This window comes from Paenibacillus antibioticophila (assembly GCF_000455265.1).
GTDB classification, from domain to species: Bacteria; Bacillota; Bacilli; order Paenibacillales; family Paenibacillaceae; genus Fontibacillus; species Fontibacillus antibioticophila.
Window position 1 is genome coordinate 442,386 of record NZ_HG005142.1, and the last position, 25,637, is coordinate 468,022.

Annotated in this window: 31 protein-coding genes; 28 read left to right on the top strand and 3 right to left on the bottom strand. The window is 46.1% G+C overall.

Annotation, left to right across the window (positions count from 1 at the left end; translation table 11 throughout):
• Positions 1–166: 166 nt before the first annotated feature.
• The 28 genes from TX85_RS22370 (at position 167) to TX85_RS22505 (ending at position 22,125) form a co-directional block, all read left to right on the top strand.
• Positions 167–658 (top strand): hypothetical protein, encoded by a 492-nt coding sequence (locus tag TX85_RS22370; protein WP_049895175.1) that lies wholly within the window; start codon positions 167–169, stop codon positions 656–658.
• Positions 639–1,874, top strand: coding sequence for a MobP3 family relaxase (gene mobP3 / locus TX85_RS22375; RefSeq protein ID WP_044482069.1), 1,236 nt, complete (start codon positions 639–641; stop codon positions 1,872–1,874). The genes TX85_RS22370 and mobP3 overlap by 20 nt, the downstream gene beginning before the upstream one ends.
• A 289-nt stretch (positions 1,875–2,163) precedes the next feature.
• The gene (locus TX85_RS22380) at positions 2,164–2,817 is read left to right on the top strand and encodes a hypothetical protein (RefSeq protein WP_044482071.1); all 654 of its coding nucleotides are present in this window, start codon (positions 2,164–2,166) and stop codon (positions 2,815–2,817) included.
• A gap of 35 nt (positions 2,818–2,852) precedes the next feature.
• Positions 2,853–3,560, top strand: coding sequence for a hypothetical protein (locus TX85_RS22385; RefSeq protein ID WP_044482073.1), 708 nt, complete (start codon positions 2,853–2,855; stop codon positions 3,558–3,560).
• 31 nt (positions 3,561–3,591) lie between these two features.
• Positions 3,592–4,443, top strand: coding sequence for a hypothetical protein (locus TX85_RS22390; RefSeq protein WP_044482074.1), 852 nt, complete (start codon positions 3,592–3,594; stop codon positions 4,441–4,443).
• The gene (locus tag TX85_RS22395) at positions 4,440–4,925 is read left to right on the top strand and encodes a hypothetical protein (protein ID WP_044482192.1); all 486 of its coding nucleotides are present in this window, start codon (positions 4,440–4,442) and stop codon (positions 4,923–4,925) included. The genes TX85_RS22390 and TX85_RS22395 overlap by 4 nt, the downstream gene beginning before the upstream one ends.
• Positions 4,906–6,510 carry a VirD4-like conjugal transfer protein, CD1115 family gene (locus tag TX85_RS22400; RefSeq protein ID WP_049895178.1) on the top strand — a complete coding sequence of 535 codons (1,605 nt, stop codon included), beginning with the start codon at positions 4,906–4,908 and terminating at the stop codon, positions 6,508–6,510. The genes TX85_RS22395 and TX85_RS22400 overlap by 20 nt, the downstream gene beginning before the upstream one ends.
• Before the next feature lie 29 nt (positions 6,511–6,539).
• Positions 6,540–6,845 carry an Mbov_0395 family pilin-like conjugal transfer protein gene (locus TX85_RS22405; protein WP_044482075.1) on the top strand — a complete coding sequence of 102 codons (306 nt, stop codon included), beginning with the start codon at positions 6,540–6,542 and terminating at the stop codon, positions 6,843–6,845.
• Positions 6,846–6,918: 73 nt separating this feature from the next.
• Positions 6,919–7,149, top strand: coding sequence for a DUF6133 family protein (locus TX85_RS22410; protein ID WP_044482076.1), 231 nt, complete (start codon positions 6,919–6,921; stop codon positions 7,147–7,149).
• Between the two features lie 65 nt (positions 7,150–7,214).
• Positions 7,215–8,051, top strand: coding sequence for a conjugal transfer protein TrbL family protein (locus TX85_RS22415; protein ID WP_044482077.1), 837 nt, complete (start codon positions 7,215–7,217; stop codon positions 8,049–8,051).
• A gap of 3 nt (positions 8,052–8,054) precedes the next feature.
• On the top strand, positions 8,055–8,264 hold the full coding sequence (locus tag TX85_RS22420; RefSeq protein ID WP_044482078.1) for a hypothetical protein: 210 nt from the start codon (positions 8,055–8,057) through the stop codon (positions 8,262–8,264).
• 99 nt (positions 8,265–8,363) lie between these two features.
• Positions 8,364–8,696 carry a hypothetical protein gene (locus TX85_RS22425; protein ID WP_199558850.1) on the top strand — a complete coding sequence of 111 codons (333 nt, stop codon included), beginning with the start codon at positions 8,364–8,366 and terminating at the stop codon, positions 8,694–8,696.
• A complete protein-coding gene (locus tag TX85_RS22430; RefSeq protein ID WP_199558851.1) occupies positions 8,675–9,139 on the top strand; it encodes a prepilin peptidase in 465 nt (154 codons plus the stop codon). Before TX85_RS22425 ends, TX85_RS22430 begins: the two co-directional genes overlap by 22 nt.
• Before the next feature lie 12 nt (positions 9,140–9,151).
• A complete protein-coding gene (cpaB, locus tag TX85_RS22435; protein ID WP_049895180.1) occupies positions 9,152–9,907 on the top strand; it encodes a Flp pilus assembly protein CpaB in 756 nt (251 codons plus the stop codon).
• Entirely contained in the window at positions 9,900–10,751 is an 852-nt protein-coding gene (locus TX85_RS22440) for a hypothetical protein (RefSeq protein WP_049895181.1), read from the top strand. Before cpaB ends, TX85_RS22440 begins: the two co-directional genes overlap by 8 nt.
• Positions 10,748–12,088 carry a CpaF/VirB11 family protein gene (locus TX85_RS22445; protein WP_044482080.1) on the top strand — a complete coding sequence of 447 codons (1,341 nt, stop codon included), beginning with the start codon at positions 10,748–10,750 and terminating at the stop codon, positions 12,086–12,088. The genes TX85_RS22440 and TX85_RS22445 overlap by 4 nt, the downstream gene beginning before the upstream one ends.
• Positions 12,089–12,099: 11 nt before the next feature.
• Complete coding sequence (locus TX85_RS22450; RefSeq protein ID WP_233500829.1) at positions 12,100–13,023, top strand: hypothetical protein; 924 nt, start codon at positions 12,100–12,102, stop codon at positions 13,021–13,023.
• Between the two features lie 12 nt (positions 13,024–13,035).
• Positions 13,036–13,257 (top strand): hypothetical protein, encoded by a 222-nt coding sequence (locus TX85_RS22455; RefSeq protein ID WP_044482082.1) that lies wholly within the window; start codon positions 13,036–13,038, stop codon positions 13,255–13,257.
• The gene (locus TX85_RS22460; protein ID WP_044482083.1) at positions 13,239–13,988 is read left to right on the top strand and encodes a JAB domain-containing protein; all 750 of its coding nucleotides are present in this window, start codon (positions 13,239–13,241) and stop codon (positions 13,986–13,988) included. Before TX85_RS22455 ends, TX85_RS22460 begins: the two co-directional genes overlap by 19 nt.
• Before the next feature lie 17 nt (positions 13,989–14,005).
• Complete coding sequence (locus TX85_RS22465; protein ID WP_044482084.1) at positions 14,006–14,878, top strand: hypothetical protein; 873 nt, start codon at positions 14,006–14,008, stop codon at positions 14,876–14,878.
• Positions 14,879–14,911: 33 nt separating this feature from the next.
• Positions 14,912–15,304 (top strand): DUF4320 family protein, encoded by a 393-nt coding sequence (locus TX85_RS22470; protein ID WP_044482085.1) that lies wholly within the window; start codon positions 14,912–14,914, stop codon positions 15,302–15,304.
• Positions 15,301–15,834, top strand: coding sequence for a hypothetical protein (locus TX85_RS22475; protein ID WP_044482086.1), 534 nt, complete (start codon positions 15,301–15,303; stop codon positions 15,832–15,834). Before TX85_RS22470 ends, TX85_RS22475 begins: the two co-directional genes overlap by 4 nt.
• Positions 15,835–16,003: 169 nt before the next feature.
• Entirely contained in the window at positions 16,004–16,612 is a 609-nt protein-coding gene (locus TX85_RS25565) for a DUF6550 family protein (RefSeq protein WP_049895182.1), read from the top strand.
• A 66-nt stretch (positions 16,613–16,678) separates the two neighbouring features.
• Positions 16,679–18,418, top strand: a complete 1,740-nt coding sequence (locus TX85_RS22485; RefSeq protein WP_044482087.1) for a hypothetical protein — start codon at positions 16,679–16,681, stop codon at positions 18,416–18,418.
• 18 nt (positions 18,419–18,436) lie between these two features.
• The gene (locus TX85_RS22490) at positions 18,437–19,108 is read left to right on the top strand and encodes a hypothetical protein (RefSeq protein WP_044482088.1); all 672 of its coding nucleotides are present in this window, start codon (positions 18,437–18,439) and stop codon (positions 19,106–19,108) included.
• Positions 19,109–19,110: 2 nt separating this feature from the next.
• Positions 19,111–19,932: a C39 family peptidase gene (locus tag TX85_RS22495; protein ID WP_044482089.1), complete on the top strand. Its 822-nt coding sequence runs from the start codon at positions 19,111–19,113 to the stop codon at positions 19,930–19,932.
• 16 nt (positions 19,933–19,948) lie between these two features.
• On the top strand, positions 19,949–21,763 hold the full coding sequence (locus TX85_RS22500) for a VirB4 family type IV secretion system protein (RefSeq protein WP_044482090.1): 1,815 nt from the start codon (positions 19,949–19,951) through the stop codon (positions 21,761–21,763).
• 95 nt (positions 21,764–21,858) lie between these two features.
• Complete coding sequence (locus TX85_RS22505; protein ID WP_044482091.1) at positions 21,859–22,125, top strand: hypothetical protein; 267 nt, start codon at positions 21,859–21,861, stop codon at positions 22,123–22,125.
• A gap of 368 nt (positions 22,126–22,493) precedes the next feature.
• Here TX85_RS22505 and TX85_RS22510 read toward each other — a convergent pair whose 3' ends face one another.
• Genes TX85_RS22510 through TX85_RS22520 form a run of 3 tightly spaced genes read right to left on the bottom strand, consistent with a single transcriptional unit; the run spans position 22,494 to position 25,555 of the window.
• A complete protein-coding gene (locus TX85_RS22510) occupies positions 22,494–23,351 on the bottom strand; it encodes a sugar phosphate isomerase/epimerase family protein (protein WP_044482092.1) in 858 nt (285 codons plus the stop codon).
• Entirely contained in the window at positions 23,348–24,361 is a 1,014-nt protein-coding gene (locus tag TX85_RS22515; RefSeq protein ID WP_044482093.1) for a Gfo/Idh/MocA family protein, read from the bottom strand. Before TX85_RS22515 ends, TX85_RS22510 begins: the two co-directional genes overlap by 4 nt.
• A 33-nt stretch (positions 24,362–24,394) precedes the next feature.
• Positions 24,395–25,555 (bottom strand): Gfo/Idh/MocA family protein, encoded by a 1,161-nt coding sequence (locus tag TX85_RS22520; RefSeq protein ID WP_044482094.1) that lies wholly within the window; start codon positions 25,553–25,555, stop codon positions 24,395–24,397.
• Positions 25,556–25,637 lie beyond the last annotated feature (82 nt).

Consider the following 25,637-nt stretch of genomic DNA (forward strand, 5'->3'; position numbering starts at 1 on the left):
CGCCTTCCCACTCTCCAAGAGCCCCGCCTCTTGGGAGTGGTGTAAAGGCAGGAATAGCCAAATGTCATTTGGCGCAGGAAACCGCGTGGGAGCAGAGCTCCCACCGACATTTTTGAGGCATTTTCCCCGGCTATCGAATGTCGCTGGTAGAAGAATTTGAAGCGAGGTGCTATCGCTGGCCCAAGCAGAAAAGACTATTCAAATAACCGTCAAGTTGCCTAAGAAGCAGTATGAGTCACTCAAAAAGTATGCAGCGTCCAAACATTTAAGCATGGCCGATATTGTCCGCGCCTTCATTACAAAAGGGATGTCAATCGAAGCTTACTCTGAGGAAATTGATTTTATCACCACAATCATCCGCCAGGAGATCAATATTGCCATCGGCGGACTGAGTAGCCGGCTGGCAGGGCTGGCCAGCAAGGATCTCATCATGTCCGCCGCTTCCTACTACTCCACCATCGCCATTATTACCGACCTTATTGATACCAACCGTTACACTACCTTCCGCGAGATTGAAAAAAAAGCCCGCCAGCTTGCTGTTGAATACATGAAGATGAAGCTAACTGATGCCGAGAAGCTATTCCTCTCTGGTGACGCTTTTGAACAAAATATTGAATGTCTGCGTGGAGGCAATGGCGATGTCGGCCCTGATCTATAAACAACGTTTTTCCCACCCCAACCATCCGAAAACGGCTGTCAGTAATTACGTCCATATTGGTTATATCGCTACACGTCCTGGAGCAGTCCGACATGAAAACATGCCCCACGGTTTATTCGGAAAGCTGCAACCCGGTCAGATCCATGCGTTCGACTCTTGGCAGGAAGTTGCTCGTATCGCCAGGCAGATTTCTAAAGAAGGCAAGAATATGTATCGAAGTGTGATCTCTTTTCGTACCGAAACAGCACAGGAGCTTGGTTTGAATAGCTTTTCTGAATGGCAGCAATACATCGAACAACATATTGCCACTCTCGCTGCTCACAACCGTATCAAGACTGAAAATCTATGTTGGGCTGCTGCATTCCACAACGAAAAGGATCATCCCCATCTTCATATTGTTTATTGGGATAAGTCGCAAACCATCATGAGAAACTTCACCCATCCCGAAATCCCCAATCGCATCCGTAAACAGCTCATTAAAGATACCTTTGCCTATAAAATCAAAGAATTCTGTATGCAACGGGATCAGTTCAAGTCGGGTATTACCGAAGTTACGGACCAAATGATCGAAGAATTTGAAGCCTACCTGAAACAACTGAATCCAAAAACATTTAAAGCCTTCCAGAGCCGCTTTCAAAATGAAGATGAAGACTCCTTGCTACATTTTCCAAAACATCACTTGGTTGAACCCACGGCAGTAAAAGAACTGGCACGACAATTGTTTCAACTGAGAGAGCAGATGCCGAAAACAGGAAGACTCGCCTACAAGCTGTTGCCGGCGGAGGTCAAGATCTCGGTTGATGCAGTCGTCCAGAATTCACTTCAAAAAAATCACTACCTCTCTCAAATGGTCGAGGATTATGTGGAAGCAAAGCTGCAGTTGTCCAAGCTATACACCTCCGATCCTGACAACCTGAAAAAGCAACGCAGAAAATACCAAGATGAAGCGGAAAAGCGAATCGCCAATCGCGTCCTCACTAGCATTAGAACCATCATCAAGCTGGAAAAGGAAGCTGATATCAGCATCTGGCAAACTCATCGTCAATATGCCATGGCAGAGCAACTGCTGCTGGAATTGTTGAGCCGGATGGAAAGTCTTTTTATGGAAGCCCAACTCAACTATGACGACAAAGCAAAAATAATGGGAGGTGATTTATCCAAACTAGCTAAAAAGGAGTGGCTGCTGCGCCATAAGGACCAAGGTATGGAAAGATAGCTTTGGTCAGAATTCACACGCTCAAAAAGCGTGTTTCCTATTGTTCACTTATCCCTATATCTTGGGGATAAGTCTGTTTGACAATCTGTAGATAACTCTCCTTATTGAGCCTTTTCATTTCAACTTCAAGTAGAAAGGAAGAATCCCATGCTTTTTACCAGTGGCAAACTTCAAGCTTTTGAGCAAATGATGCGCGAGACTCCGCGTCCTCCCCTTCAAGCTCACCATAAATCCATACCGAAAAAATCCACGTCACCATCCTCAGCCAAACTTGAAAAGGAGAAACCAAATGAAGACCAGCGACCGTTTGCTTGAAGTGCTTCGCTATCAATTGACAGAGGCAGGATTCATTTTAGATTCACAAAACTATCCCGATGATGCTTGTATTGTTTTTTATCAGGATGATCCCGTAGCTTATATTGATGAGAATGGATTCATTGCCTATCCATCTGATAGTCCCAATGAATTTGCCATTCAGGTAGCCCCAATTGTAGCGAAGGTATGGGAAATGGAACGGGCCTATCATGAAGCATCGCCGACGACTATTCCCTCCGTCAGCGAGTACCGAAAGCTCTTAGAGTATAATCGGCATGTACTAGCAGCGCGATATGATGGCGAAGGACAATTTCGCTTTGTCACCTGGGAAACCAATGCGGAACGAACGGGATTGGCATTGGGTCATTATTTTCACCTTAATAAATACGAGAAGGCTAAAGAGGATTTTATAACTCGTAGTGGTCTGGCAAAAGAATCAAATATTCTGGGACCTCACGAGCTGTCCGTTATCCGTAAAGCCCTCCTCTATCGTGGTGCTCAAGATCTGAATATGGGAGCAGAAGAACGGATAGCTCTGGATCGAACTTTGCTTCAGATCGAATCAATTCTTGCTCCGATTGAACAGATTTCATTGGAAAATGAAATCCATGGAGAGCAGGAACGTTAAGTGTTACACACTTTGTTGCCTGGGAGTGACAAACCGTGAAAAGCAAAGCAGAATTTTATAAAGCCTTTTTTGCTGTCTTGGCGGAACAAGGCATTGAAGTGCGCCGCTCCACCTCTGCGGACTATTTGGCCGATTTATATCTGAAGGACCAACTGGTCGCCTTTTATACTCGAACAGACAGCATTGAACGAAATCCATTCGTGACTGTCCCTGATCGCCTGATGAGCAGCATTCATGACCAGGCCCGAAAAACCGCGCTCCAGCTTGGGATTTGCACCGAAAAGCCTTATACAGACAAAGACACCAAAATTGCAAACGGCGTCTATAATCTCAGTGAATACGGTGATGTAATTCTCGCTTGCAAACATCATCCGCTGTTTGAATATGTCTTTTCCACCTATAAGCTGTCCCCGGACAACCAATTACCTGTGCAGCGGCAATACTTCTATAACAAAGATGAAGCCTTGGAAAGCTTCGCTGTCCGTAGTGGACTGGTGGATGGACGGAAATTACTCAGTGAGTCCGAGCTCGTTCTCATTCATGATGAAATGGTCAAATTCCTCATTACTCCTAACGACAAGTCCATGGAGCAGTTTGAACAGGTGCAAATCCTGATTGAAAAGCTGGAGGATCTCCTCCCTGCTCTGAAAGATCGGGATATTCAGTTGGACTATGATGCAGAGTTTGCTCACGACTATGACGGCAATCCAGAATTGCTGGGATTAGTTGATCAGTCCCAATAACAAAATCATTTCATAGAAGGAAGTGATTGTTTTGCCACAGCCTGAAGTCTCCATTTGGGGAACCATTTTGACCTGCATCGAAATCGGTTTACATGTGTATGCGATTCAAGCGGAGCAGAATAATGGCGTAGTCCTCGATGCAGAATACGCCAAACAAAAGCTCAGCACAGAGGCACTGGCGCTGGGAGAGCGGCACGGAGAACATATTTATTTTGACGATGTAAAGAGCGTTGCTCCCGCCTATGAGCTGGCTCAACAGGGAGCGATTACCCATCCCGAACTCAGTGAATTAGCCAAACATCCCGAAAAACTCGCCATGGAAGGCAAGTATTATGCCCCAGAGTATTTTGGTGATTTTTCACCACCGGAAGATAAAGTATGGAATTCCTTTTCTAATCTCCAGCCTTTATGTAACGGAATTTATTTTGTGGATCGGGAGAAGCAGCCGATGCTGGCGGTGCATCAAACCATTGGTGAACAGGTACTATCTGAAATGGCCGTACATGGCTCCTCTGGTCAAGGGGAGTACCTGTTGTATCCGCTGACTGATTGCGCCATTCCGGTGTTCGAATTGTCCGCTTCTCATCCAGCAGTACTTGCTCAAATTACAGATGAATCCAGCCTGTTGCACTCCCTTTGTGACGATCATCCGGAATATGTGGGCATGCATAACTTGCATACCGAAGAATGGGGACAAATCCATGACCAGCCCTCACCCAAGTCATTGTTTTTACAGCGGCAATTGGAGTTGGCGGCCAATCAGGAGTATTTAATGCCAAATGATTCAGCTATTTATATGCAGCAAGAGATTACACCCTCTTTGCAAGCGAGAGAAGCTCCTGAAGATTTTTTTGAACCGGCCAATGAGGAAATGGAGTGGTGAACACCAAGCAAAAGCTGCTATTAGCAGCATTACTGTTTGGTGTCGGTGCGATATTTAACCTGTTTTTCACCACCGCTTTACACGGTGTCCTATCCGGAAAAACAAAGTCTCTTGCCTTCCCCTCACTTGAACAGAGCGTTTCCAGTCTAGTTCAGCATAAAGCTCACTTCATGCTGTTCCTCTGCTTGCAAGGGATCATTTTACTGTTGGCAGTGTTGTTTCTTCTCGCAAACAATCAACCCTATCAAAGCAAGCTAAAGACTGTTGCACCCGGCATCGAAACACCGGTTCCTGTTGGGCAACATCAGCATGGTTCAGCCCGCTGGCTCCGGGAAGAAGAACTGTCCCTTGCTTTTGACAGCCAGTTGCTCAACCTCTCACATCCGCTCCTCCGGCATCTGATTCAGACCGGTTATGATGACTTGGAGTTTCTCATCCAAAAAGACAAGGGGTCATCCAGTAATGAACCTAACCCATCCTAAGGATATTCCCAAAGCAACCATAGCATTGGGTTCTACTCGCAATAGAAAGGATTCATTTCGATTCCAAACAGGCGGTATCGTATTGGGGCTGCACCAAGAGCGTAACCAAGAACGGCTCTACTATATTGCTGACGATGTCCACTCCCTTTGCATCGGAGCTACCCGCAGCGGTAAGTCCCGCACGATTGTACTCCAATCCATCGGATTTCTGGGTCTGGCTGGAGAGTCTATGGTAATCAGCGACCCGAAGGCGGAATTATTTCATTACAGTCATGTGTTACTGGAAAAGTTGGAATATGAAGTCCTAACGCTGGACTTTCGCCATCCAGAAAAAAGTCATCATTACAATCTGCTTCAACCCGTCATTGATGCCACCCTTGCAGGAGATCAAGAACAGGCGGAGATGCTGGCCTGGGATATGACACAAGTATTGGTAGGTAAATCGCAAGGAGAGAAAATCTGGACCAACGGTGAAATGTCGGTCATTGCAGCTTCCATCCTTAGTGTCGTCTGGGACAATCTCAAACGCCCGGAATATCAGAACTTGACCAATGTCTATTGGTTTTTAGCTGAGATGAATAAGCAGATCGGTAACAAAACTCCGATGCAGGAATACATCAAGCGTTTGCCTCAGCACCATCCAGCCCGCGCCTTGCTTAGTATTTCAGATATCGCCCCATCTCGAACCAAAGGTAGCTTCTACACCTCTGCGCTTACGACACTTCGGTTGTTTACCTCCAAATCCATTTACGCTATTACCCATAAGAGCGACTTTTCGCTGGCTGACCTTGGCCGGAAGAAACAGGCGCTCTTTATTATTTTGCCCGACGAAAAGACCACCTTCTATCCGGTAGCCTCTTTAATGGTATCGCAGCTTTATGAATTGCTGACCGTTCAAGCCGATGCACGCGGCGGACGGCTTGAGCAACGGGTTAATTTCATGTTAGACGAATTCGGAAACTTCACACCTATTGCCGACTTTACCAACAAACTAACGGTTGGCGGCGGACGCGGCATGCGCTTTAATCTTTTTCTCCAAAGCTTTGAACAGCTCAAGGAGAAATATGATGACCACGCTGCAAGCACAATCAAAAGTAACTGCCAAACATGGATTTACCTGCAGGCGGATGACTTGGAAACATTGCGAGAAATCAGTGAAAAGCTGGGCACTTATACCACTTCCAGCTATCAGCTCTCCGCCTCTCATGGCAAATACTCCACACCCAGCACCTCACACAGCTTGAACCTGTTGGAGCGCAAGCTGCTCACGGTGGATGAAGTACGGCGAGTCTCCCGCCCCTATCAAATCGTTCTTTCCCGCTCCCATCCAGCCATGATGTTCTCGCCGGACCTGGGTGAATGGGCATTTAACCGCATGATGGGCCTTGGAGACAAGGAGCATAACCGTCGTGTCCGTGAAGAACGAGAACAGCGTCGCCCTATTCTAACGGATACGAGAGAGGAGGTGAAACTGTGGAACATCTGGATTTACTATCAAAAAGACATTGCCCGGCAACTGGCCGAACAACGCCAGCAAGCGGCAGCCTCCTCCGGCGGCTTTATGCCACCGCCTACCGACGAGTAAAAGCCACGCTGCAAGTTAGATACAAAATTATGTACGCATTGGCTACTCTTTGGCTTTTCGCCCTCCCCTCCTCTGCTTCTGCCGCAGGAGATATTAAAGGCAGCAAACTGGTTACCGGAACCGAAAAGTTGATTGGGGACGTCACCACTTGGCTGATGATTTTGGCTCCCATTGTCGCAGGTTTGCTCATCATCTACTTTTGCATTCGGCGATCCGTCGCTGACGAGATGGACACCAAGAAGTGGAATAATCGCATCATTGTCGCCATCGTGTCCTGTATCGGCGCGGTGCTAGGCTCCGCAACGCTGAACATCATTATCGGATACTACAAGTAATTAGGGCTTGTCCAGTGGGCAGGCTTTTTTGGTTTCCATCCCACGATACATTACATTTTGGAGGTCATGATTCATGAAAAAATGGTTGAAGACAGTAAAGGAAAAAAGCATGGTTGCGATGGTTAAGACGAAGCATACACTTTGCAACCGCCGCGGCGAAGGCTTTGTCGATACTGCCGTAAAGATTTTGATGTCTGTTGTCATCGGTGCCTTGCTGCTGGCCGGCTTATACTTGCTCTTTAACGGCACGATTCTGCCCACGCTCACGCAACGCATTAAAGAAATGTTCAATTACAAAGGCTAAAATGGAACGACCTTCAGAGCAAGGAGCGGCACTACCGCTGTTCCTTGCAGAAAGGAGGCTTACAGTTGGAAAAGATTCTGCTTTTGCTAATTATCGCTCTGTTGAATGGTTCCTTGGTATACATCGACAATCTACTCAAAGAAATCATTCCCATTTCGCTCTATGCCGAAAAATATATGACTCTGACCACAGGAGCCAACTTGCTTGAAAACCTGTACGACATTGTGTTTTCCTTTGGAATTGCCTTGATGATTCTCAAATTTCTTAAAAAAGGTTTTGAAATCTATGTGCTCTGGACAGACGGGGATCCAGATGAGGAGCCTCTATTTCTGCTGACCAACTTTTTTCGGGCCATGGCTGTTGCCATCTGTTTCCCTACCCTCTACACCTGGCTTGGCGGCATGGTGGAGGACTTGACAAATCAACTGCTGGGCGTAATCGGCCAATCCACCAATTACAATTGGCAAATGTGGATTAATGCGCTGGAATCAGCCGGATTGGTCACTGCTGTATTTGGTCTTATCTTCATTGTCTGCTTCTTCATCCTGTATTTTCAATTTCTGATGCGCGGCTTGGAAATGCTCATTCTACGAGTGGGCATTCCTCTTGCCTGTGCAGGACTTTTGGACAACGATAAAGGCGTGTTTCGAGCTTATGCCCAAAAATTCACCCAGTCCATGCTTGCAGTTGTTATTCAGATTGCACTCGCTAAGCTCGGTGTAGGACTGATGCTGCAAAACCATGTGTTCTGGGGGATGGCCTGCATGATGCTGGCGATTCGTACCCCGCGCTTTCTCTCAGATTTCCTTATCACTACAGGAGTTGGAGGCGGTGCGGTCAATAATATCTACCATAGTATCAAACTGGTTGGCATGGCCCGGAAACTGGGCAAGGCAGGCTAACCTATGACCACTTTGGAAGAATTAGCTCAAGCTTGTATTTTGCTGATTCGCGTAGGTTGCGTGTTTCGTCTCATCTATTCCATGGTTCGTCTATCTGGAGCAGACGAAGAGGCAAGCAAATACAAAAAGCGTGCCCGAAATGTGGTGATTTTTTATGTACTGGCCGAAAGCATTTGGCAGGTGAAAGAAATCATTATGTTTTATTATCGATAACCACTTTCCATTCCACAAAAAATGACTCTGCGTATATGCCCGTAGAGTCATTTGTTTTTCCACTTTCTCTTATTCTCAACCAAGAAAGGAGCCCTCCCCTTGAATATAGAACCGCAAACCTTGTATATTCCGATGGGTGTCAAAGCCCAGAGCGAGTGGTTTCCCGGCTTTGGTAAGCAGCAGCTGGGACAAACGATTATCGGCTCCACGGGAGCCACTCTCCTCGCACTTCTCTTTTGGCTATTGAACGGCAGTGTGCCCGTTGCGGTTGTCACCTTCCTCAGCGGTGTAGCCGCTTCTGTTATGATGACGACCAAGGACCGACATAACCTATCTGTGCTGGACCAGTTGCGTTTTATGATTCAGTTTCAAAGAAGTCAAAAGCGCTATCCTTATCGCGCCTTACCGGAGTGGGATGGATTATCTTCATGATTGGCGCTCTATTTGAAGCGCTACTTCTGTTTCCGCTTTTACTGTATGCCAGTATATGCGATATACGAACACGTCAAATTCCGGATTACATCCCCTTTTCCATAGGGATAGTCGGCCTGGTTCACTTCTCCCCTTTCCTCTCCATCACGGGGTTATTGTGTACCGGACTCCCTTATTTCTTTGGAGCATTGTTCTCTGGAGGTAAAATCGGCGGCGGCGATATCAAGCTCATGGCAGCCTGTGGAATTGTGCTCGGCCCTTTTTACGGCACGTTGCAAAGTATTCTGGGCTTAACGCTGGTGCTGTTATTCGCTGCTGGTATCGGCATTCGCTCTGGATTTCATGTCGCCAAACACACTTCATTGCCGCTCGCTCCTTTCTTATCAGCAGGCGGTATTTTGGCATACGTGTTATTCCGTATTGCAGATTCATTCCAATTATAGGAGGTCAAAATCTTGAAAGCTTTTCTCCGCAAACGTACGACGGTAGGTATGGCTTGCATTGTACTATCACTGATCCTGACACTAGGGATTGCCCCACTCTTGAACCGTGCTAATAGCGAGCAGACAACCATCGTCCGTTTATCCCAAGATGTAGCCAAGGGAGCCTTGATTACGAAAAGCGATGTGGAAACGGTCCGCGTGGGAGCCTATAATCTGCCTTCTACTATCCTTTCTTCCTTGGATAGCGTCGTCAACCAATATGCCACTGTCGATATGAAGCAGGGCGACTATCTGCTCCCCGCCAAATTATCTTCAGTGCCGCTAGATGCATATTTGAGCCGATTGGATGGAACCAAGCAAGCCATTTCCGTCACCATCAAAAACCTTGCTGCTGGCTTATCTGGCAAGCTGCAGGCCGGTGATATTGTCACCTTGATCGCTTCCGATTATGGAGAACTGCGAACGACAACCTCGCCTCCGGAACTGCAATATGTAGAAGTGCTGGCGACAACCACCAGCAGCGGTTTGGAGGCCAAACAAGCTAAGGATCCTTCTACTGACACAGATGAGCAAGAACTGCCTTCTACTTTAACTTTGCTGGTGATGCCGCAGCAAGCCACTCTTTTGGCTGACTTGGAAAACAAAAGTAAACTGCACGCCGCACTCGTCTTCCGTGGAGATACAGCTACCGCCTTAACTTTCATTGATAAGCAGGATGCATATTTTGCTGAATTGTCTGCTCCGAAGGAGGAGAGCATTCATGAGTAATAAGAGACTTATTGCTGTATGGGGAAGTCCCAGCAGCGGCAAGACGGTGACCGCAGTAAAGCTGGCCCAAGCCTTCGCCAACCGAAAGCAGAACGTGCTTTTGCTATGCAGTGATGCGCTTTGCCCCTCCGTTGCCACTATCGCACCGAAAGGCATCGCCAACCATGCATCACTGGGCGAATTACTTAGCTTGCCTACCTTGAACCAAGAGGATATCTTACACTACGCTCTGCCGCTAGATGTCTCTCCATATATTGCACTTTTGGGATATAAAAAAGGAGATACTTCCTTCAGTTATGCAACCTACAACCGTGATCGTGTTGTAGACCTGCTGACGCTTGCACGTCATGTAGCTGATGTAGTCCTGGTGGACTGCACCAGCTTTTTGTCTGTCGATTTGCTGTCCACAGTCGCTTTGGAAATGGCCGACAAAATCGTTCGTGTGCATAGCTGTGACTTAAAAAGTCTGATGTTTTTTGCTTCTTACCTTCCACTTTTGACAGATGCCCGATTCCGCCGCGCTGACCTCCTCCCCCTATTATCCAAGGTAAAGCCGGAACAAGACAGCCATGAATACAGCCAAGTATTTGGCGGGATCCAGCTTACACTTCCGTATCTGGACCAAATTGAACAACAAGCAGCGACCGCCCAATTGCTGGAGGAAATATCAGGCAATACAACCAACGCCTATCAGGAAGGCATTCAGGCTTTGATGGAGCAGCTTCAGCCCGAACAGCAGGCTGTCTCCTCCTTCAAAGAGAAAGGCCCCTCTGTCCCAGCTAACTCCTTCTTTAAACAGTTACTGCAGCGCTTCTCGCCCACGCATAGAGGTGACTCCAAATGAATCATGCCGCTCATTTTTTCTCCACGGAATCCAAAACCTTTACCGCTGTGCTGCAAGAGGTGCAGAGCTATCTTTCCAGCAAATATGCAACCCTCTTAAGTCAAAAGCCGGAGGAACAAAAGCAGCAGCTCATCTCCTACATGAGCCAATACCTCACTGATCACCGTCTTCATGTGCCGGGACTTTCCTTTGACGAACTAGTGAACCGCTTATATACCGAGATGGTAGAGTACTCCTTTTTGACTCACTATTTGTATTCACGAGATGTCGAAGAAATCAACATTAATGGCTATAACGATGTCAAAATCAGTTACACGGATGGCCGCATTGTTCCCGCTGAAGAACAATTTGCCTCACCAGAGCATGCCATTGACGTTATTCGCAGGCTGTTGCACCAGTCCGGAATGATTTTAGATTACTCTCAGCCTATCGTTCGCGGGCATCTGGCGCACAATATCCGCATTACCGTGTTTGGACCGCCCATCACCGATAAGGACAAAGGTATAGCAGCATCTATTCGGATTGTCAATCCGCAAAAGTTGGTGCGGGAAGATTTTGTCCGCAATGGAACAGCAACGGCAGACATGCTCGATTTTTTGAGTCTTTGTTTACGCTACGGCTTGTCTATGTGTGTGACAGGCGCAACAGGCAGCGGAAAAACCACGCTTATGAGTTGGCTTCTCTCGACTGTTCCATATGAGAAGCGCATTTTCACCATTGAAAATGAGACACGCGAGTTTGACTTGGTGGTTCAGAACGAGGCGGGACAGGTTTTAAATAATGTGGTGCACACCGTCACCCGTTCCAGTGAAGACCCCCGCCAGCATATCGACCAAGAGCGATTGCTTGAATTTGCCCTGACCGCCAATCCAGATGTGATCTGTGTGGGTGAAATGAAGTCTGCCGAAGCATTTGCCGCTCAGGAGGCGGCCCGCACGGGCCATACTGTCATTACGACAACCCACGCCAACTCCTGCTTATCTACCTACTATCGAATGGTTACGCTATGTACACAGAAATACGAAATGAACGATGCTACTTTGTACAATCTGGTGACCGAAGCGTTCCCGCTGATTCTGTTTGTCAAAAAACTGGAGGACAATTCACGGCGCATTATGGAGATTACGGAATGCCGCATTCTTACCAGTGGACAGCGCGAAATTGTTCCTTTGTATCGGTATGCCGTACATGCCATGCGAGAGGTAGAAGGTAACATGGTCGTGGACGGTGACTATGAAAAAATGCAGGACATTTCACCTGAGTTGCAAAAACGGCTTCTGGAAAATGGCATGCCTGTATCCCGGCTTGCCATGCTCTTGGAAGGCGGTGCAAAATGACCTTTCTCTTTATGTTCTCCTTTATCGGCTTATCTGCTGGAAGCTTGCTTCTGCTAAATATCCCCCCAAGGAAGCTATGGTCAGAGCTGGTGCATCTTTTTACCCATTTACCTACTCGTAAACAGCCTTTAGGAAAACGAATTCACACCGTGCAGAACCCGAAAAAATTGAAAGGCTGGCGCGCATCCATTCAGGAAGCAAACGCCATTCTGCAGCAAACTGGACAGAGCAACAAGCTGGGATTAATGATGGTCTGTTCTCTGGTTCTTGCCCTTCTTGGAGCTATGCTAGGATTTCTACTTCGCAATATTTGGCTGGTGCCAGTGTTAGCCGGAGGCTTCGCACTCACTCCGTTCTGGTTCGTGCTGTTTACCTCCACGTTTTATAAAAAGCGGCTGCACAGCGAATTGGAAACCGCCCTCTCCATCATTACTACCTCTTATCTGCGCAGCGAAAATATTCTGGCTGCGGTTGAAGAAAATGTACCTTATTTGAATCCCCCTGTAGCCGATGTGTTTCAAGCCTTTCTGGCAGAGTCCAAGCTTATTCACGCCAATTTGCGTTTTGCCCTCCAGCAGCTAAAGGGCCGAATTAACGACAGTGTGTTTCAGGAGTGGTGCGATGCCCTAATTGCCTGCCAAGATGATCGGACCCTGAAAACGACACTCATGCCGATTGTCTCCAAGTTATCCGATATGCGGGTGGTATCTGCAGAGCTTGATTACCTACTCTATGAGCCACTAAAGGAAATTATCACGATGGCACTACTCATGCTGGGCAATATCCCCCTACTCTATTTTCTGAATCGAGATTGGTTTCATGCTTTGACAACCAGTATGCCGGGGAAAATGGTACTCGCCTTTTGCGGTATCGCCCTGTTTGCCGGGTTTGCAGCGGTTATTCGGCTGACCCGGCCACTGGAGTATAAACGATGAAGGAGGAGTAACATGTCGATAGTTGAAACAACCTTTTGGTTAGGAGAACTGTTGGATATGACTTCGGAGGAAACCCAACAGATTACCCACTTGCTTCAAGAACACGGAACGGATGCCTTTTGGGAACGACTGAAAGAGTGGCCCATCTCGGATGAGCTTCGTAACCATCTAGAGACCGTCCGAGAACTCGTAAATATCCGAAGGGAGCCTGGTTCATGGCCTCCAACCCATTAGATGAACAACTGGTTGCCGGCTATGTAGACTCTCTTCATCGTCTGACAGGCATCCCGCTCCAGAAGCTGCAAGAGTACGGTACGCATAACAACCTTCTAAACGCCTTGGAGCATCCCCACACCTTGGAATTAACCAGCGCGCAATTGCGTAAGGTCGAACTGCTTAACGCTTTTCTTCGCTCTCACCGTTTCCTGCAATGGGAGGAAGAGCACTCGAAACAAATCATATCCAGTCCAGAATCAGCTAGCAGCTATTTTTCTGCTCACTTGATGGGTGTTAAGGACCGGGAACGATTTATGGTTGCCTTTTTAGATCGGAAAAACCGGATTATCGAAACACGGGTTATATCGGAAGGAAGTGTGGGCGAAGCTCCAACCTATCCCCGCCATATTTTGAAAGCTGCTTTGAATTCCGATTGCTCCTCCGTCATCTTAGCCCACAATCACCCGAGCGGTATACCCACACCTTCCCCGGAGGATATCCAGATTACCCGAAACATGGTGTCCATTTTCGCCCCTCTTCATATTCAGGTGCTCGATCATATTATTATTGGCGGCACAAGTTTTGCCTCACTTGCCAGTCTTGGTCAGATGCCCAAAGTTGCTGAATCTACACCCAATTATCGAGTTTTCACAAGCGGTATCCAAGAAATGAGCTTTCCTTTGCCCGCCACCTCTGTGTTTCCACAGCTTACACTGGAGCCATCGGTGGGTGAAGAATGGGAGCGTTAATGAAGGGATGATCCAAAATGACCGGTATACTCATCGCTTTTTATCTATTCTTCACAATGGGATCCTATGTCCTAGTGGCCGCTAAGCTTAAGCTACCAACTCTCGCTTCGACTCGCGCTATCCTCTATGTCACTAAGATAGGAAAATCCAAGGGTTCTATGATACAAGCATTGGTTTTTCGTCTATCGGCTTGGCTAGCGATCCGATTGCCACTCAGCGACTATTACAAACGGAAAACCACTGCGACTTTGCGTTCTGCTGAAATGCAGATCTCGCCGGAGGTTTATTTGGCTAGAGCCATGGTTAAGACCAGCCTTATTTTCTGCGGTGGATTGTTGTTTCTCCCCATCCTACCGCTTCTCTTTCCGGTGTTTGTTTTTCTGGCGATTGCTGTCTTTTTTAAAGAAACCAGACAAGCCGACGAGATTGTCCGCAAGAAGCGGGAACAGATTGAAATGGAATTGCCCCGCTTTGTTGCTACGATTGCTCAAGAATTAAAATCCTCCCGTGACGTGTTGCGTATGCTGGACAGTTATATCAAAAATACAGAAGGCAGCCTGCAACATGAACTGCAAATGACCACTGCCGATATGAAAAGCGGCAATCAGGAAACTGCCCTTTTACGTTTGGAGTCCCGGCTTGGCAGTACCATGGTGTCTGATATTGTCCGCGGGTTATTAGCCGTCCTGCGCGGCGATCAGGGAACTGTGTATTTCGATATGCTTGCACATGATTTTAAGCTGCTGGAAATCCAGCGCTTAAAACTAATAGCCATGAAGCGTCCCAGCAAAATCCGTAAGTACTCCTTTTGGATGCTGGCCTGCTTTATGCTCATGTACATGGTGATTTTAGGCATGGAGATCATGAAAGCAATGGGCGATCTTTTTTAAGTTTCTTCAATTCAAGAGAAAAGGAGGCAGACCATGAAATGCCTCACCAATAATCGCGGCGAGGGTTATATTGATGTCGTCGTTTTTGTGATGGCCGTGATGCTCTGTGTAGCTTTGGTCATAAAAGTTGTGCCGGTATTTGTGACTAAGCATCAATTGGATATCTATGCAAATGAACTGGCTCGAGAGGCAGAAATATTTGGACGGGTGGGCCAGGAGACCACACTAAGGGCAACCGAACTACAGGTCCAAACTGGACTTCATCCTTTAATCTCGTGGAGTAAGACGGGGCAAATCCCCATTAACCAAGAAGTAACCGTCACCTTGCGAACTACCGTCAATATTGGGCTATTCGGGAATTCCGCTTCATTCCCGATTGAATTAACGACTAAGGCTACGGGGAAAAGCGAGGTGTACTGGAAATGAAGTTTTGGAAGGACCGCTCCGGTAACGGATTCCCCTTGACTGTAGCGGCCGTGCTTGCCGTGCTGATGATTTCATGTGTCATTTACGAGTATTTGCGGCTTAGCATCATTGCTTCCCATATACGGGATTCCGTGCAAGGCGCTGTGATCTCGGTGGCTACGGAGAATTACAGCAATGTCTACTCGGGACTTCGACAAAGCTATTCTGGCGGTTTCGCCCGCTCCGGAAATCAATGGAAAGAATCGTGGACAACAGGTGATGTGTATCACCGCATCAGCCAGGACTTGGGTTTGACTCAAGAGGGAGACCGCTATGTCCGAAAATCTAATCAAATGATTGAGTACAGCATTTCTGATCTTCAAGTGAATGTCATCAATACGCCGTTTGCCCCGGCGTCTCCTGATTCCGTTCAGTCCTTTACAGCCGAAGTGCAAATCCATCTTACCGTTCCCTTATCATTCGGCTGGGGATATATGCCTGCTATGAATGCCCACTTACAGGTGAACGCTGCATACCGTCCCCAATTTTAAAAAAATCATTTCTTCCCTTTTTTATTCACATGCAGTCGTGGCACTTTTTCAAAATTTTATAGAGCAATAAATCAGAATCAAGGTCTAACTTGGATTTTACATTTTTATACATTATAATTGAGGTATATTTTTTATTACTTCACCTTCAATTAAAGGGAGCTGAGAAATCATGAAACGCAAAGCCTGGATAGGGGCAGGCTGCATTGCTCTTCTGGCTGTATTTGGCGTTTGGTTGTTTAGTCTATCAGGTGAAAAACCTGCTGATATTGAAACTCTTCCTACTGTCTCGCCTTCCTCCAATCCTCCTGCTTCGTTAGTTATCGTGCCTGATGTCACTCCTTCCGCTTCTCTTAGTCCTTCGCCTTCTGTTTCCCCAATATCTCCGGTTCCTAAGGTTACAGAAGCGCCCGCTGTACAGCCAACGGCAGAAGCCGTTGTAACAGAAACTCCTATTCTTCAACCAGATGTGGGGACGAAGCAAGTTGGGGTTCCTATTACAAAAGCGACCGCAGCGCCAAAGCCAACAGCACCCCCAAAGCCCAAGCCTAACAAAACAGATAAGCCGCAATCTCCAGATAAACCGCCTAGCTATGAAGAAAAGGAAACAACTCCGAATAAGGAAGCAGCTAAACCTAAAGCGGGAGACAAGAATAACAAGGGTCAAGTGTATGTTCCTGGTTTTGGATGGGTTGAAGATCAAGGAGGCGAGAGTCAAGGAACGACTGTAGGCCAGGAAGGCGATGAACTGACCGGCAATAAAGTCGGCACTATGGACTGAACTTAAAACCTATTAAAAGGCGTAGCAAAACTGCTACGCTTTTTTCATTTTGGAGGAGGATTTCCTTTGAGAAAATTCATCACTGCACTCCTCATCATTGTTGGCCTCTTACTCATTGTTCCTCACTCAATTTTTGCCGATGGTGACGGGGAAGGTAACATTGATCATGGTGGCGGAGGAATGGGTAGTGGCAGTAACCAAAATTTCTGGAACACCCATGATGAGGGAGTGCGTGTTACTATCGTTCGTAATAACGATCAAACGCCAGTCACTTCTCCCATTGATTTTACGAATCGAACACCTTCCGGCACCATCTTACATTTCGGGAAAATCAGCAAGTTACAGTATAAACAGGGAACACATTTGACCCCCAACACTGGTACCTACTCCTATGTCCAACCTCAAAAAGCACTACCCTTTATTATTAAATCAGATCGAGGTCAAACCAGTATTGAAGAAATAAAAAGCTATTTTACCGATGAATTGGTTGTTCGATACATTGCTGAGGCCAGTCACGTTAATTTTGACACTCTGACTAACGGTAACTACAAACTTCTCCTTGAACCCATTGCCTACATCACGTTTGAAGGCACTAAGATGGCCATGACGGCTCATGAAGCTGCATTGTACAATCAAGTACTCAGTGGCGGACTACGATCCAAAATGGTCAGTCTTACCCATCAAAACCTCCCTCTTGCTCTATTTCTAGAAACTCCTGACCTGGGCTTTGCAGCTTGGAACGGCTCGACGGCAAACCGTGTTAATGACGACCAAATCATCCGCTCACTCGGTTTAGGCATTGTGCGTTTTAGGGATGCTCCAACTACACCTTCTCCCAGCCAAAGCAACGTGCAGTATCGTACCAATACGGATGTCATTACTTCGGTTCGGCTCTCCACTAGCAGTGCAATCACTCCAAAATCTCCAGCTCACGTCACGTTCTCTATAATGGGCAGCAGCTATTTGGTAACCAATATTGTCATTCCGGACGGAGACAGCCAAATCGTGTGGGTAAAATGGCGAACTCCCAGCAAACCTCAAAACGTCAATATCCAAATTACGGCCTCTGATGGGTGGTTAAGTGAAAACCAAATCACAGCTTCCATTATGGATTTAGATCAAAATCAGCCTCCTGATCCGAAAGCAACGGATCGAAATTCTTCCTTTCATCTTCCTGCCATTCCAGCTTATTCAGCCAAAACAACCGCCTCATGGGGCATTTGGTCTGCACGCTGGCATGAGTATTGGGTATGGATTTCAAATTGGCAATGGATTGGAGACGGAAAAGGCAGCGGATATTGGACGGATTATGGATATTGGAAGGACAACGGTTGGTGGGATTACTCCTGGACCGGCTATACCGCTTCTCTTCTTGCTCAGCATAGTGTCTCCCCCGATTCCAAAGCTCCTGTTGATTCTTCAAAACAAATGAAATCCGGCTATGGGCTGGAGATTAACACCACTACGACATTATCCTCCAATGCGCCAAGTAATCATATTACGGGAGCGCAGCATGCTGTTACCTATTTCCCGGAGTATAGTTATCAGAGCTACTGGCGCTTCCATGATCTAAAAGAACGGAGTTATAACGCCAGCTTCTGGCTAAAGCCTAACGAGTTTTCTACCTACAATAGCCGAGTCCATTTTACCCCAATCTGGTTTCCCGATGGTCCCTATACACCGATTACACGTGTCCTTGATGCCTGGACTCCAGATGGTATGCTGACCTTACAGTTGCAAGACACGGTTACAATATCCGGGAATCTGTTTTCAGATTGGCACATTGCTCCACAAAAAACAAAATAGAAAGGTTGTGCCGCATTAATGCTGCTGCCTATTCTTATGCTGCTCCTCTGCCTTATCGGTGGGGGAGCAGTTTTGATTTACTTGAAAAAAAGCAAACCCATAACCCGAGAACAGGCATCCGTTGCCGCGCAATCGGCACAACAGTTTGTCAATGTTCAAGACATTCGTGAGAGCATCCTATATACCCAGGATGGCTGGCTGCTGTGTTATTTACGCATTTTCCCGATTAGTTTGGACTTGTTAAGTCCTTCTGAGAAGCGGCTACTCATCAGCAAATTAACAGCAGAGCTTTCCTCCGTTCGCTTTCCCTTTAAGTTTCTGGCCGTGAGCCGTCCTGTCGATATCTCCCCGCTGATTTCCGAGCTTGGCGCACTACTTCCCAATGCCGACATCAAACAGAAGGAGTTGCTGCGGCAAGAAATGTTGGAGATGAACAGCTTTGCCTTGTCCGGCGAAGTGGTGGAACGGCAGTTTTATCTGATCTTGTGGCAACGCCAAGAAAGCGGAGAACGAGACTTGCAAGAGAAGGCTAAACGTTTGGTCCAACATTTCGAGGACGGACAGGTTCAAGCTCATGTGTTAAAGCAACAGGAGATTGTCCAGCTATGTAATTTAGTCAATAACCCAGCCTATACCCATCTGGAAAGCACCCAGCCGGAAGCTGTCATCCCCTTTCTTCAGGAGGTGTAAGTATGGACCCTGCAACTGCGAAACTCTTGGCAAAGCTTACAGTTAAGGCCGCAGTCGATGAAGATTCTCGTAAGCGATTATTGATGCTGATCCTCACCCCTGTTGTTGGTTTTCTGCTGCTTGCCGCGATGGTGCTGCAACTGCTCACCTCCCCCATTGAATCACTCAAGTTGCTGTTGGGAACTCATGAAGCACCTATTGTCGATGAAATGCGCATGGACTATGGCTATGATCAATCCCTTAGCGACACCGAAGAAGGTTATCAAGAGAGCCAAGGACAGCAATATGAAGGTGTCACTTTTCAGGACGGCAGTCGGGAAGTCGTCTACTACAATCAGATGGACACCCGCTGGACGAACAAGCCCTACGGTCCCAGCGGCACCATCGGCGTTTCCGGCTGCGGACCGACCTCCTTGTCCATTGTCGTTTCAACGTTGACCCAAACCCCAGTTGATCCCGTTTCCATGTCGAAGTGGGCGTATGAGAATGGATATTTGGCGGAAGGTACTGGTAGTTACCATAGTCTCATTCCTGATGGGGCGAAGCATTTTGGACTGTATGTGCAAGGAGCCAAGATTCAAGAACAGCAAAAAGTGATTGATGCTCTATCCCATGGCAAACTGGTTGTTGCCATTATGGGCAAAGGCCATTTTACTTCCTCTGGCCATTTTATGGTGCTGCGCGGCGTAACTGCTGACGGCAAAATTTTAGTCGCTGATCCGGCCAGCCGTAAACGCAGCGATCAAGCTTGGGACTTTTCCATCATTCTAAATGAAGCCCGCAAAAACGCAGCCGCTGGCGGTCCTTTTTGGATTATCAGCTAGAAGGAGTTGTAATCTTATGAAGCAAACCACAACTAGAGCCTCAGTAAATGCTTCTCTTCTCAACGTAATTACACCCATGGGATTGGAGTTTTCCCGAAATGGTCTTGTCATTGGAGAGCAAATCGCTAAGTTGTACGGCGTGATCCAGTACCCACCAAAGGCCGATGTAGGTTGGCTTTCCACGCTCACCAATCTGCCGGCCACAATGGTCTCCATCGGCTTTCAGCCCATTGATAACAGTGCGCTGATATCCGCCATTTCCAAATCCATAACGCAGAACCGTAGTCTGGCCGACAGTGCCAAAGATCCGCTCACACGGCAGCGCGCCGAAAAAGCAGCCAGTGATGGGGAAAGTATTATGCTGCAAATTGACCAGAACGGTGAAACCGTAGGACTAATGAATGTGCTAGTGATGCCATTTGCCGACGATGAGCAAATATTTGCCCGTACCTGCCGCCGCGTGGAAAATACCTTTAGTATGATGCGCTGTAAAATACGTACGCTGGCCCATCTACAGAAGGAGAGCTTTCGCCATTTATCCCCAACCTATCCATCCCAAGGCACTATGGAGAGTATTTTGAATAAAATAATGCCAATGAGCACCTTTGTAGGCGGCTTCCCCTTTGCCAGCAGCGGCTTTAATGATGGAACCGGTTATTATCTGGCCAAGGATGCCAGCGGCGGCCTGGTTATCGTCGATCTATGGAAGCGTGGTGGAGATCGTACCAATTCCAATATTGTTGTCATGGGCGTAGCGGGTGTAGGCAAATCAACGGCCGTTAAGCATATTGCCCTAAGTGAATATATGAAGGGCACCAAAGTTATTTTTATTGATCCCGAATCGGAATATAAAGAGCTATGTCTGTTGTTAAATGGTGATTGGATCAATGCTGGTGGCGGTTCAAATGGCAAAATTAATCCCCTGCAGATCCGTCCGGCTCCCCGCGACGATGAGAATGAAGAATTCCCTCTGTACAAAGACGAAGGCAACGGCATGTCCGATATGGCCCTTCACCTCAAGAACCTGGAGATTTTCTTTAACCTCTACATCCCTGACCTGTCCATGATGCAAAAGGCCGTCCTCAAACAATGCCTGATTGAATTGTACAATCAATTCCACATTACCTGGTCTACCGATATCACTAAATTACAAAATATGGACTTCCCTACCTTCTCAGATTTGCACCTTCTCATTCATGGTAAAGAACAAACACTTGGCGACGACGTGTATAAAGAGCTTTCCCTGCTGTTGTACGATATTTCACACGGCGGGGATTCTTTCTTATGGAATGGTCACAGCACGATTCACACCAACAGCCGCTGCATTTGTCTGGATACTCATACACTACAAAATACCTCTGACAATATTAAGCGGACACAGTATTTTAATTTGCTGTCCTGGTGCTGGGAGCAGATGTCCCAAGACCGAAATGAGCGAGTGCTGCTTATCAGTGATGAATGTTATCTGATGATTGACCCCAATGTGCCTCAAAGCTTGGTCTTTTTAAGAAATGTTGAAAAACGAGCTCGGAAGTATGAAGCGGCTTTAGCCATTATCTCGCATAGCGTAGTGGACTTCCTAGCCCCTGAAATTAAAATGTACGGCCAAGCCTTACTGGATATCCCGAGCATCAAGATACTCATGGGAACGGACGGGAAAAATCTGCAGGAAACGCGAGACCTGTACAATTTGACTGATGCCGAGGAAGAACTGCTGGCCAGTAAGAAAAGGGAACACGCTTTGTTAATGATTGGTTCAAAGCGTTTGCATGCTCATTTTGAAATTCCGGAGTACAAATTTGCCTATATGGGAACTGCGGGAGGGCGATAACAATGAACAAACAGAAGCAACTCATTGAGCTGTTCTTCTATGTAGGCTTGGTTATCGTTGGAATCATTCTACTGGTAATGAAAGAGGGATAAATCATGATTTTATATCTAACCAGTAATGCACGGGTCAATCTATTGGATTTTCTGGAGGAGGAACAAGAACTACCAGTAAAAAAGCTGGTCGGACAATTTTCTTTTTTATCTATTGTCGTCAGAGATATGCGGCATTTCGCTCATGTTCGCTACGTAGCTCTAGACCGTGCAGCGATGACAGATTCGGATAATGAGTTGATTCAAGCGCTACTCTCTTACCTAACGATTTATGATATGCGCATGGTGCTTATAGCAAACATTTTCCATTGAACCATATTGTGAATACACAAATACCTCATCGAAAAAGGAGAACAGCTGTTTTTTCAGCAGCAGGAACGATGCATCTGTTCCCCCAATATTTGGTCTAATGGACCATTGACCGCAGCATCTCAAACATCAGAAGGGTAGCAAAGGGGCTTTTAGCTCGTTTAGTTCAGTGCGAAGCTAAGATATGGTGTGAGTAGTAGCTCAGTTTTCTAAATCAAGAAGAGCAGCAATTCTCAAGTTTTTTGGGAACTGCTGCTCTAATTTTTATTTCGTTTAAATAAAGACACTAATATATTGAATAATATAAGAAGATTATTCAATCTTGATCTTGTCTTCGTTGTTCTCAGCTAAAGTAGCATGCAAGAGGCTTGTTAGAACAACTCTGCATAGCCAAGCTGCCTCAAATAGCGAGCTGAGGTTTCTAGGCAATCAAAAGGATCCTTGCCATAGGTATCATCCTGCTCCACAAGGAAATACTTTACGCCGCTCGCAAGCCCAGTTTCCATAATACCTTTGATATCCAAATTTCCCAAGCCCAGTTCAGCAAACTCAATGTTGTTATTAAATTTATACATAAATTTGCTTATATCTTTAAAATCTTCTTCAACTGCTTGTATACGGCCAACTCTAAAATCTTTTAAATGCAGCAGTGAAATCCTCCCTGCGAATCTTTTAATGATTTCAATAGGGTTTTCACCTCCACGCTGTACCCAATGCACATCTAGTTCAAACCCAAGCTTGGAAGTGCTGTTCAGCATGATCTCAAGCAAATATTTTCCGTCATATTTTTCAAATTCAATATGATGGTTATGATAGTGAAGTTCTATGCCATGCGCTGCCAACTGCTCCGCTATAGTTTCCGCCTCTTGAATATAGGCAATAATTTTATCTTTATGGCCTATCAGATGAAATGGCATCATACCAATGCGTATAGTATTGCAACCTAGTTGCTTACAGTCATTTACGATTTTATCAAAATCCTGAGTCAAAGATTCACCGGGCACCCCTGGAAATGTTTCAAGCAAGGCACTTACCGAAACAATCGTAATACCAAATGCTGAACTTGCTCTTCGAAGTTCAGTGACATTGTCATTGCTCATTTCAATGTTACTTATCTCAACATAGCTAAAACCGAGGTCTTTTATTTTTCTAAATGTTTCATAGATACCGATTTCTGCTATCTTGTTCTTTAGATTAAACATTTGCAAACCAATTTTCCCATGTGTCATTCCTTCTTCTCCTTTAAGTTGATTTCCATTCTAATTTGTGAAGATTTGCAGATGGCTTCAATCATCCAAATCGATATTGCAGCATCTTTGACATGAACGTAATCTTGGGAATCATTCTGGATGCACTGATAGAATTTACGAATAAGCTTAATGTGGCCCGCTCCATAGTAGAATTTAGACCCTGGCATTCTACTGTCCTCCACCAAACGTTCAGTTATTCCATCTTCGTTTATCTTCCATAAAATATTATCTTTGATCCTAAACGTAGCTTGCTCTAGAATCACTTCAACTTCAGTACTTGAATTATCCACGTATGCATTGGTGGCAAAAAAGAGTCCTGTTGCTCCACTTGTAAACCGAATTTGGGCTGATGCCGTATCCTCCACTTCAATCCCATAATCCAAAAGCTGGCTGACTGAACCGCGTATAGATGCAATCTTACCACCCAGCAATTGCATTTGATCCAGGGTATGAATGGCTTGATTAATTATAACACCGCCGCCGGATAACTTCTTTTGACCCCGCCAAGGCTTGATTGTATAATATTCCTGGGACCGAGACCAAGAAACAATTCCTTTAATCCCCTTTACAGCTCCGTATTGTCCTTGTGCGACAATTTCCTGCAGTTTTTCAAAAGTCTCATTGAATCGGTTTTGAAAGCATATTCCGATTTTCACATGTCTGTTTTCCGCTTCAAGTGCAATGAATGCGTTAACCTCATCAGCATTTAACGCGAGCGGTTTCTCTTGGAACACATGAATTCCTTTCTCTACGCAAGCTTTTGTAACCGAGTAATGAAGGTAATGGGGTAAACAAATGTGTACACAGTCCAGCACTTCATTCTCCAGCATTTTTGTATAATCCGTATAAAATTTGGCACCAGACACCGCACGAGCCAAGGTTTCATCCGTATCGCATACGGCAACAAGCTCAATATCGAGGTTTGCTTGGATTGCTGCAATGTGAATATGGGATACATCTCCAAGTCCGATTACCGCTGCTTTTAACATTATTCTTTCACTCCCTTATCAATCCTGAACGCTCTATAATATGAGAGACTGTTTCTTTTCTTCTTCGACTCTCTGGTTCAACTCGGCCAGGAACAATTCTTCATCCAAAGGAAATTCAACCTCGCGACCTAACCAGCTCGACAAATGGATAGCATTAGCAAGTGCCACACCGTGTATGCCTTCGCTTCCCTGAGCTAGTAACGGGGTTCCATCAATAATATTAGCTGCAAAGTTATCAAGAACAGCGATATGCTGGTCACCCCATGCACTCTCAAATTCAATCACTTCTTCTGTATAAACTTCTGAATGATCAGATCCCATGAAAATCCTTAGACCATCAGGCCAGACCAGATTTTTGTTCATCTCATTTTCAGACGTAATCAGTCTTCTGATAGTTGCCTTCTTGCTATCCTCTACCAGAATTTTACCTTTGTCACCAAGAATTTCGAATCGATCAGTTCCCAGCACATCATGTGTACAGGTAATAAAAACACCAGTTGCACCGTTGCCATAGTCGAACATAGCAGTCACTTCGTCTTCCACAGCTATATCTCTCTGGTATCCATACTTTACATTTGAATAAACTTTTTGGGGCATTCCACAAATCCATTGCAATAGGTCAATTTGGTGGGGAGCCTGATTAACGAGAACGCCACCTCCTTCGCCTCCCCAGGTAGCTCTCCATTCGCTTTGATCATAATATCCCTGCGGTCTCCACCAGTTTGTTATGATCCAATTGGTCCGGCGGATATTACCTATCTCGCCTTTGTCGATCCACTCCTTTAACTTTTGATATAACGGATTTGTTCGTTGATTGAACATGATACCAAAAGTCAGTTCAGGCTTGGTTAACGCAAATTCATTTAATTCTTTTACTTGCTTTGTGTATACCCCTGCTGGCTTCTCTACAAGGGCATGAATATTTCTTTTAAGTGCCTCAATGCCCATCTCAGGATGAAGATAATGTGGCACGCAAGTTATAATGGCATCAACATTGCCACTTTCCATCATTTCGATGTAACTGTCATAGAAGGGTATTTGCGGATATTTTTCCGCTGCCCACTTTTTCTTGGCAGGATCAATGTCACAAATCGCCCCCAGTTCCATCTGTTCCACTCGTCCCGCGGCCAGAAATTCCGCATAAGTTCCCCCCTGTACACCAACGCCGATAATACCCAATTTCACTGTTTTCATGTTATAATTTCACCACTTTCAAATTTTTGAGATTACCCAGCAAAGTCTCATAATTAATCTTATATCTGACCGTGTTTGCTCA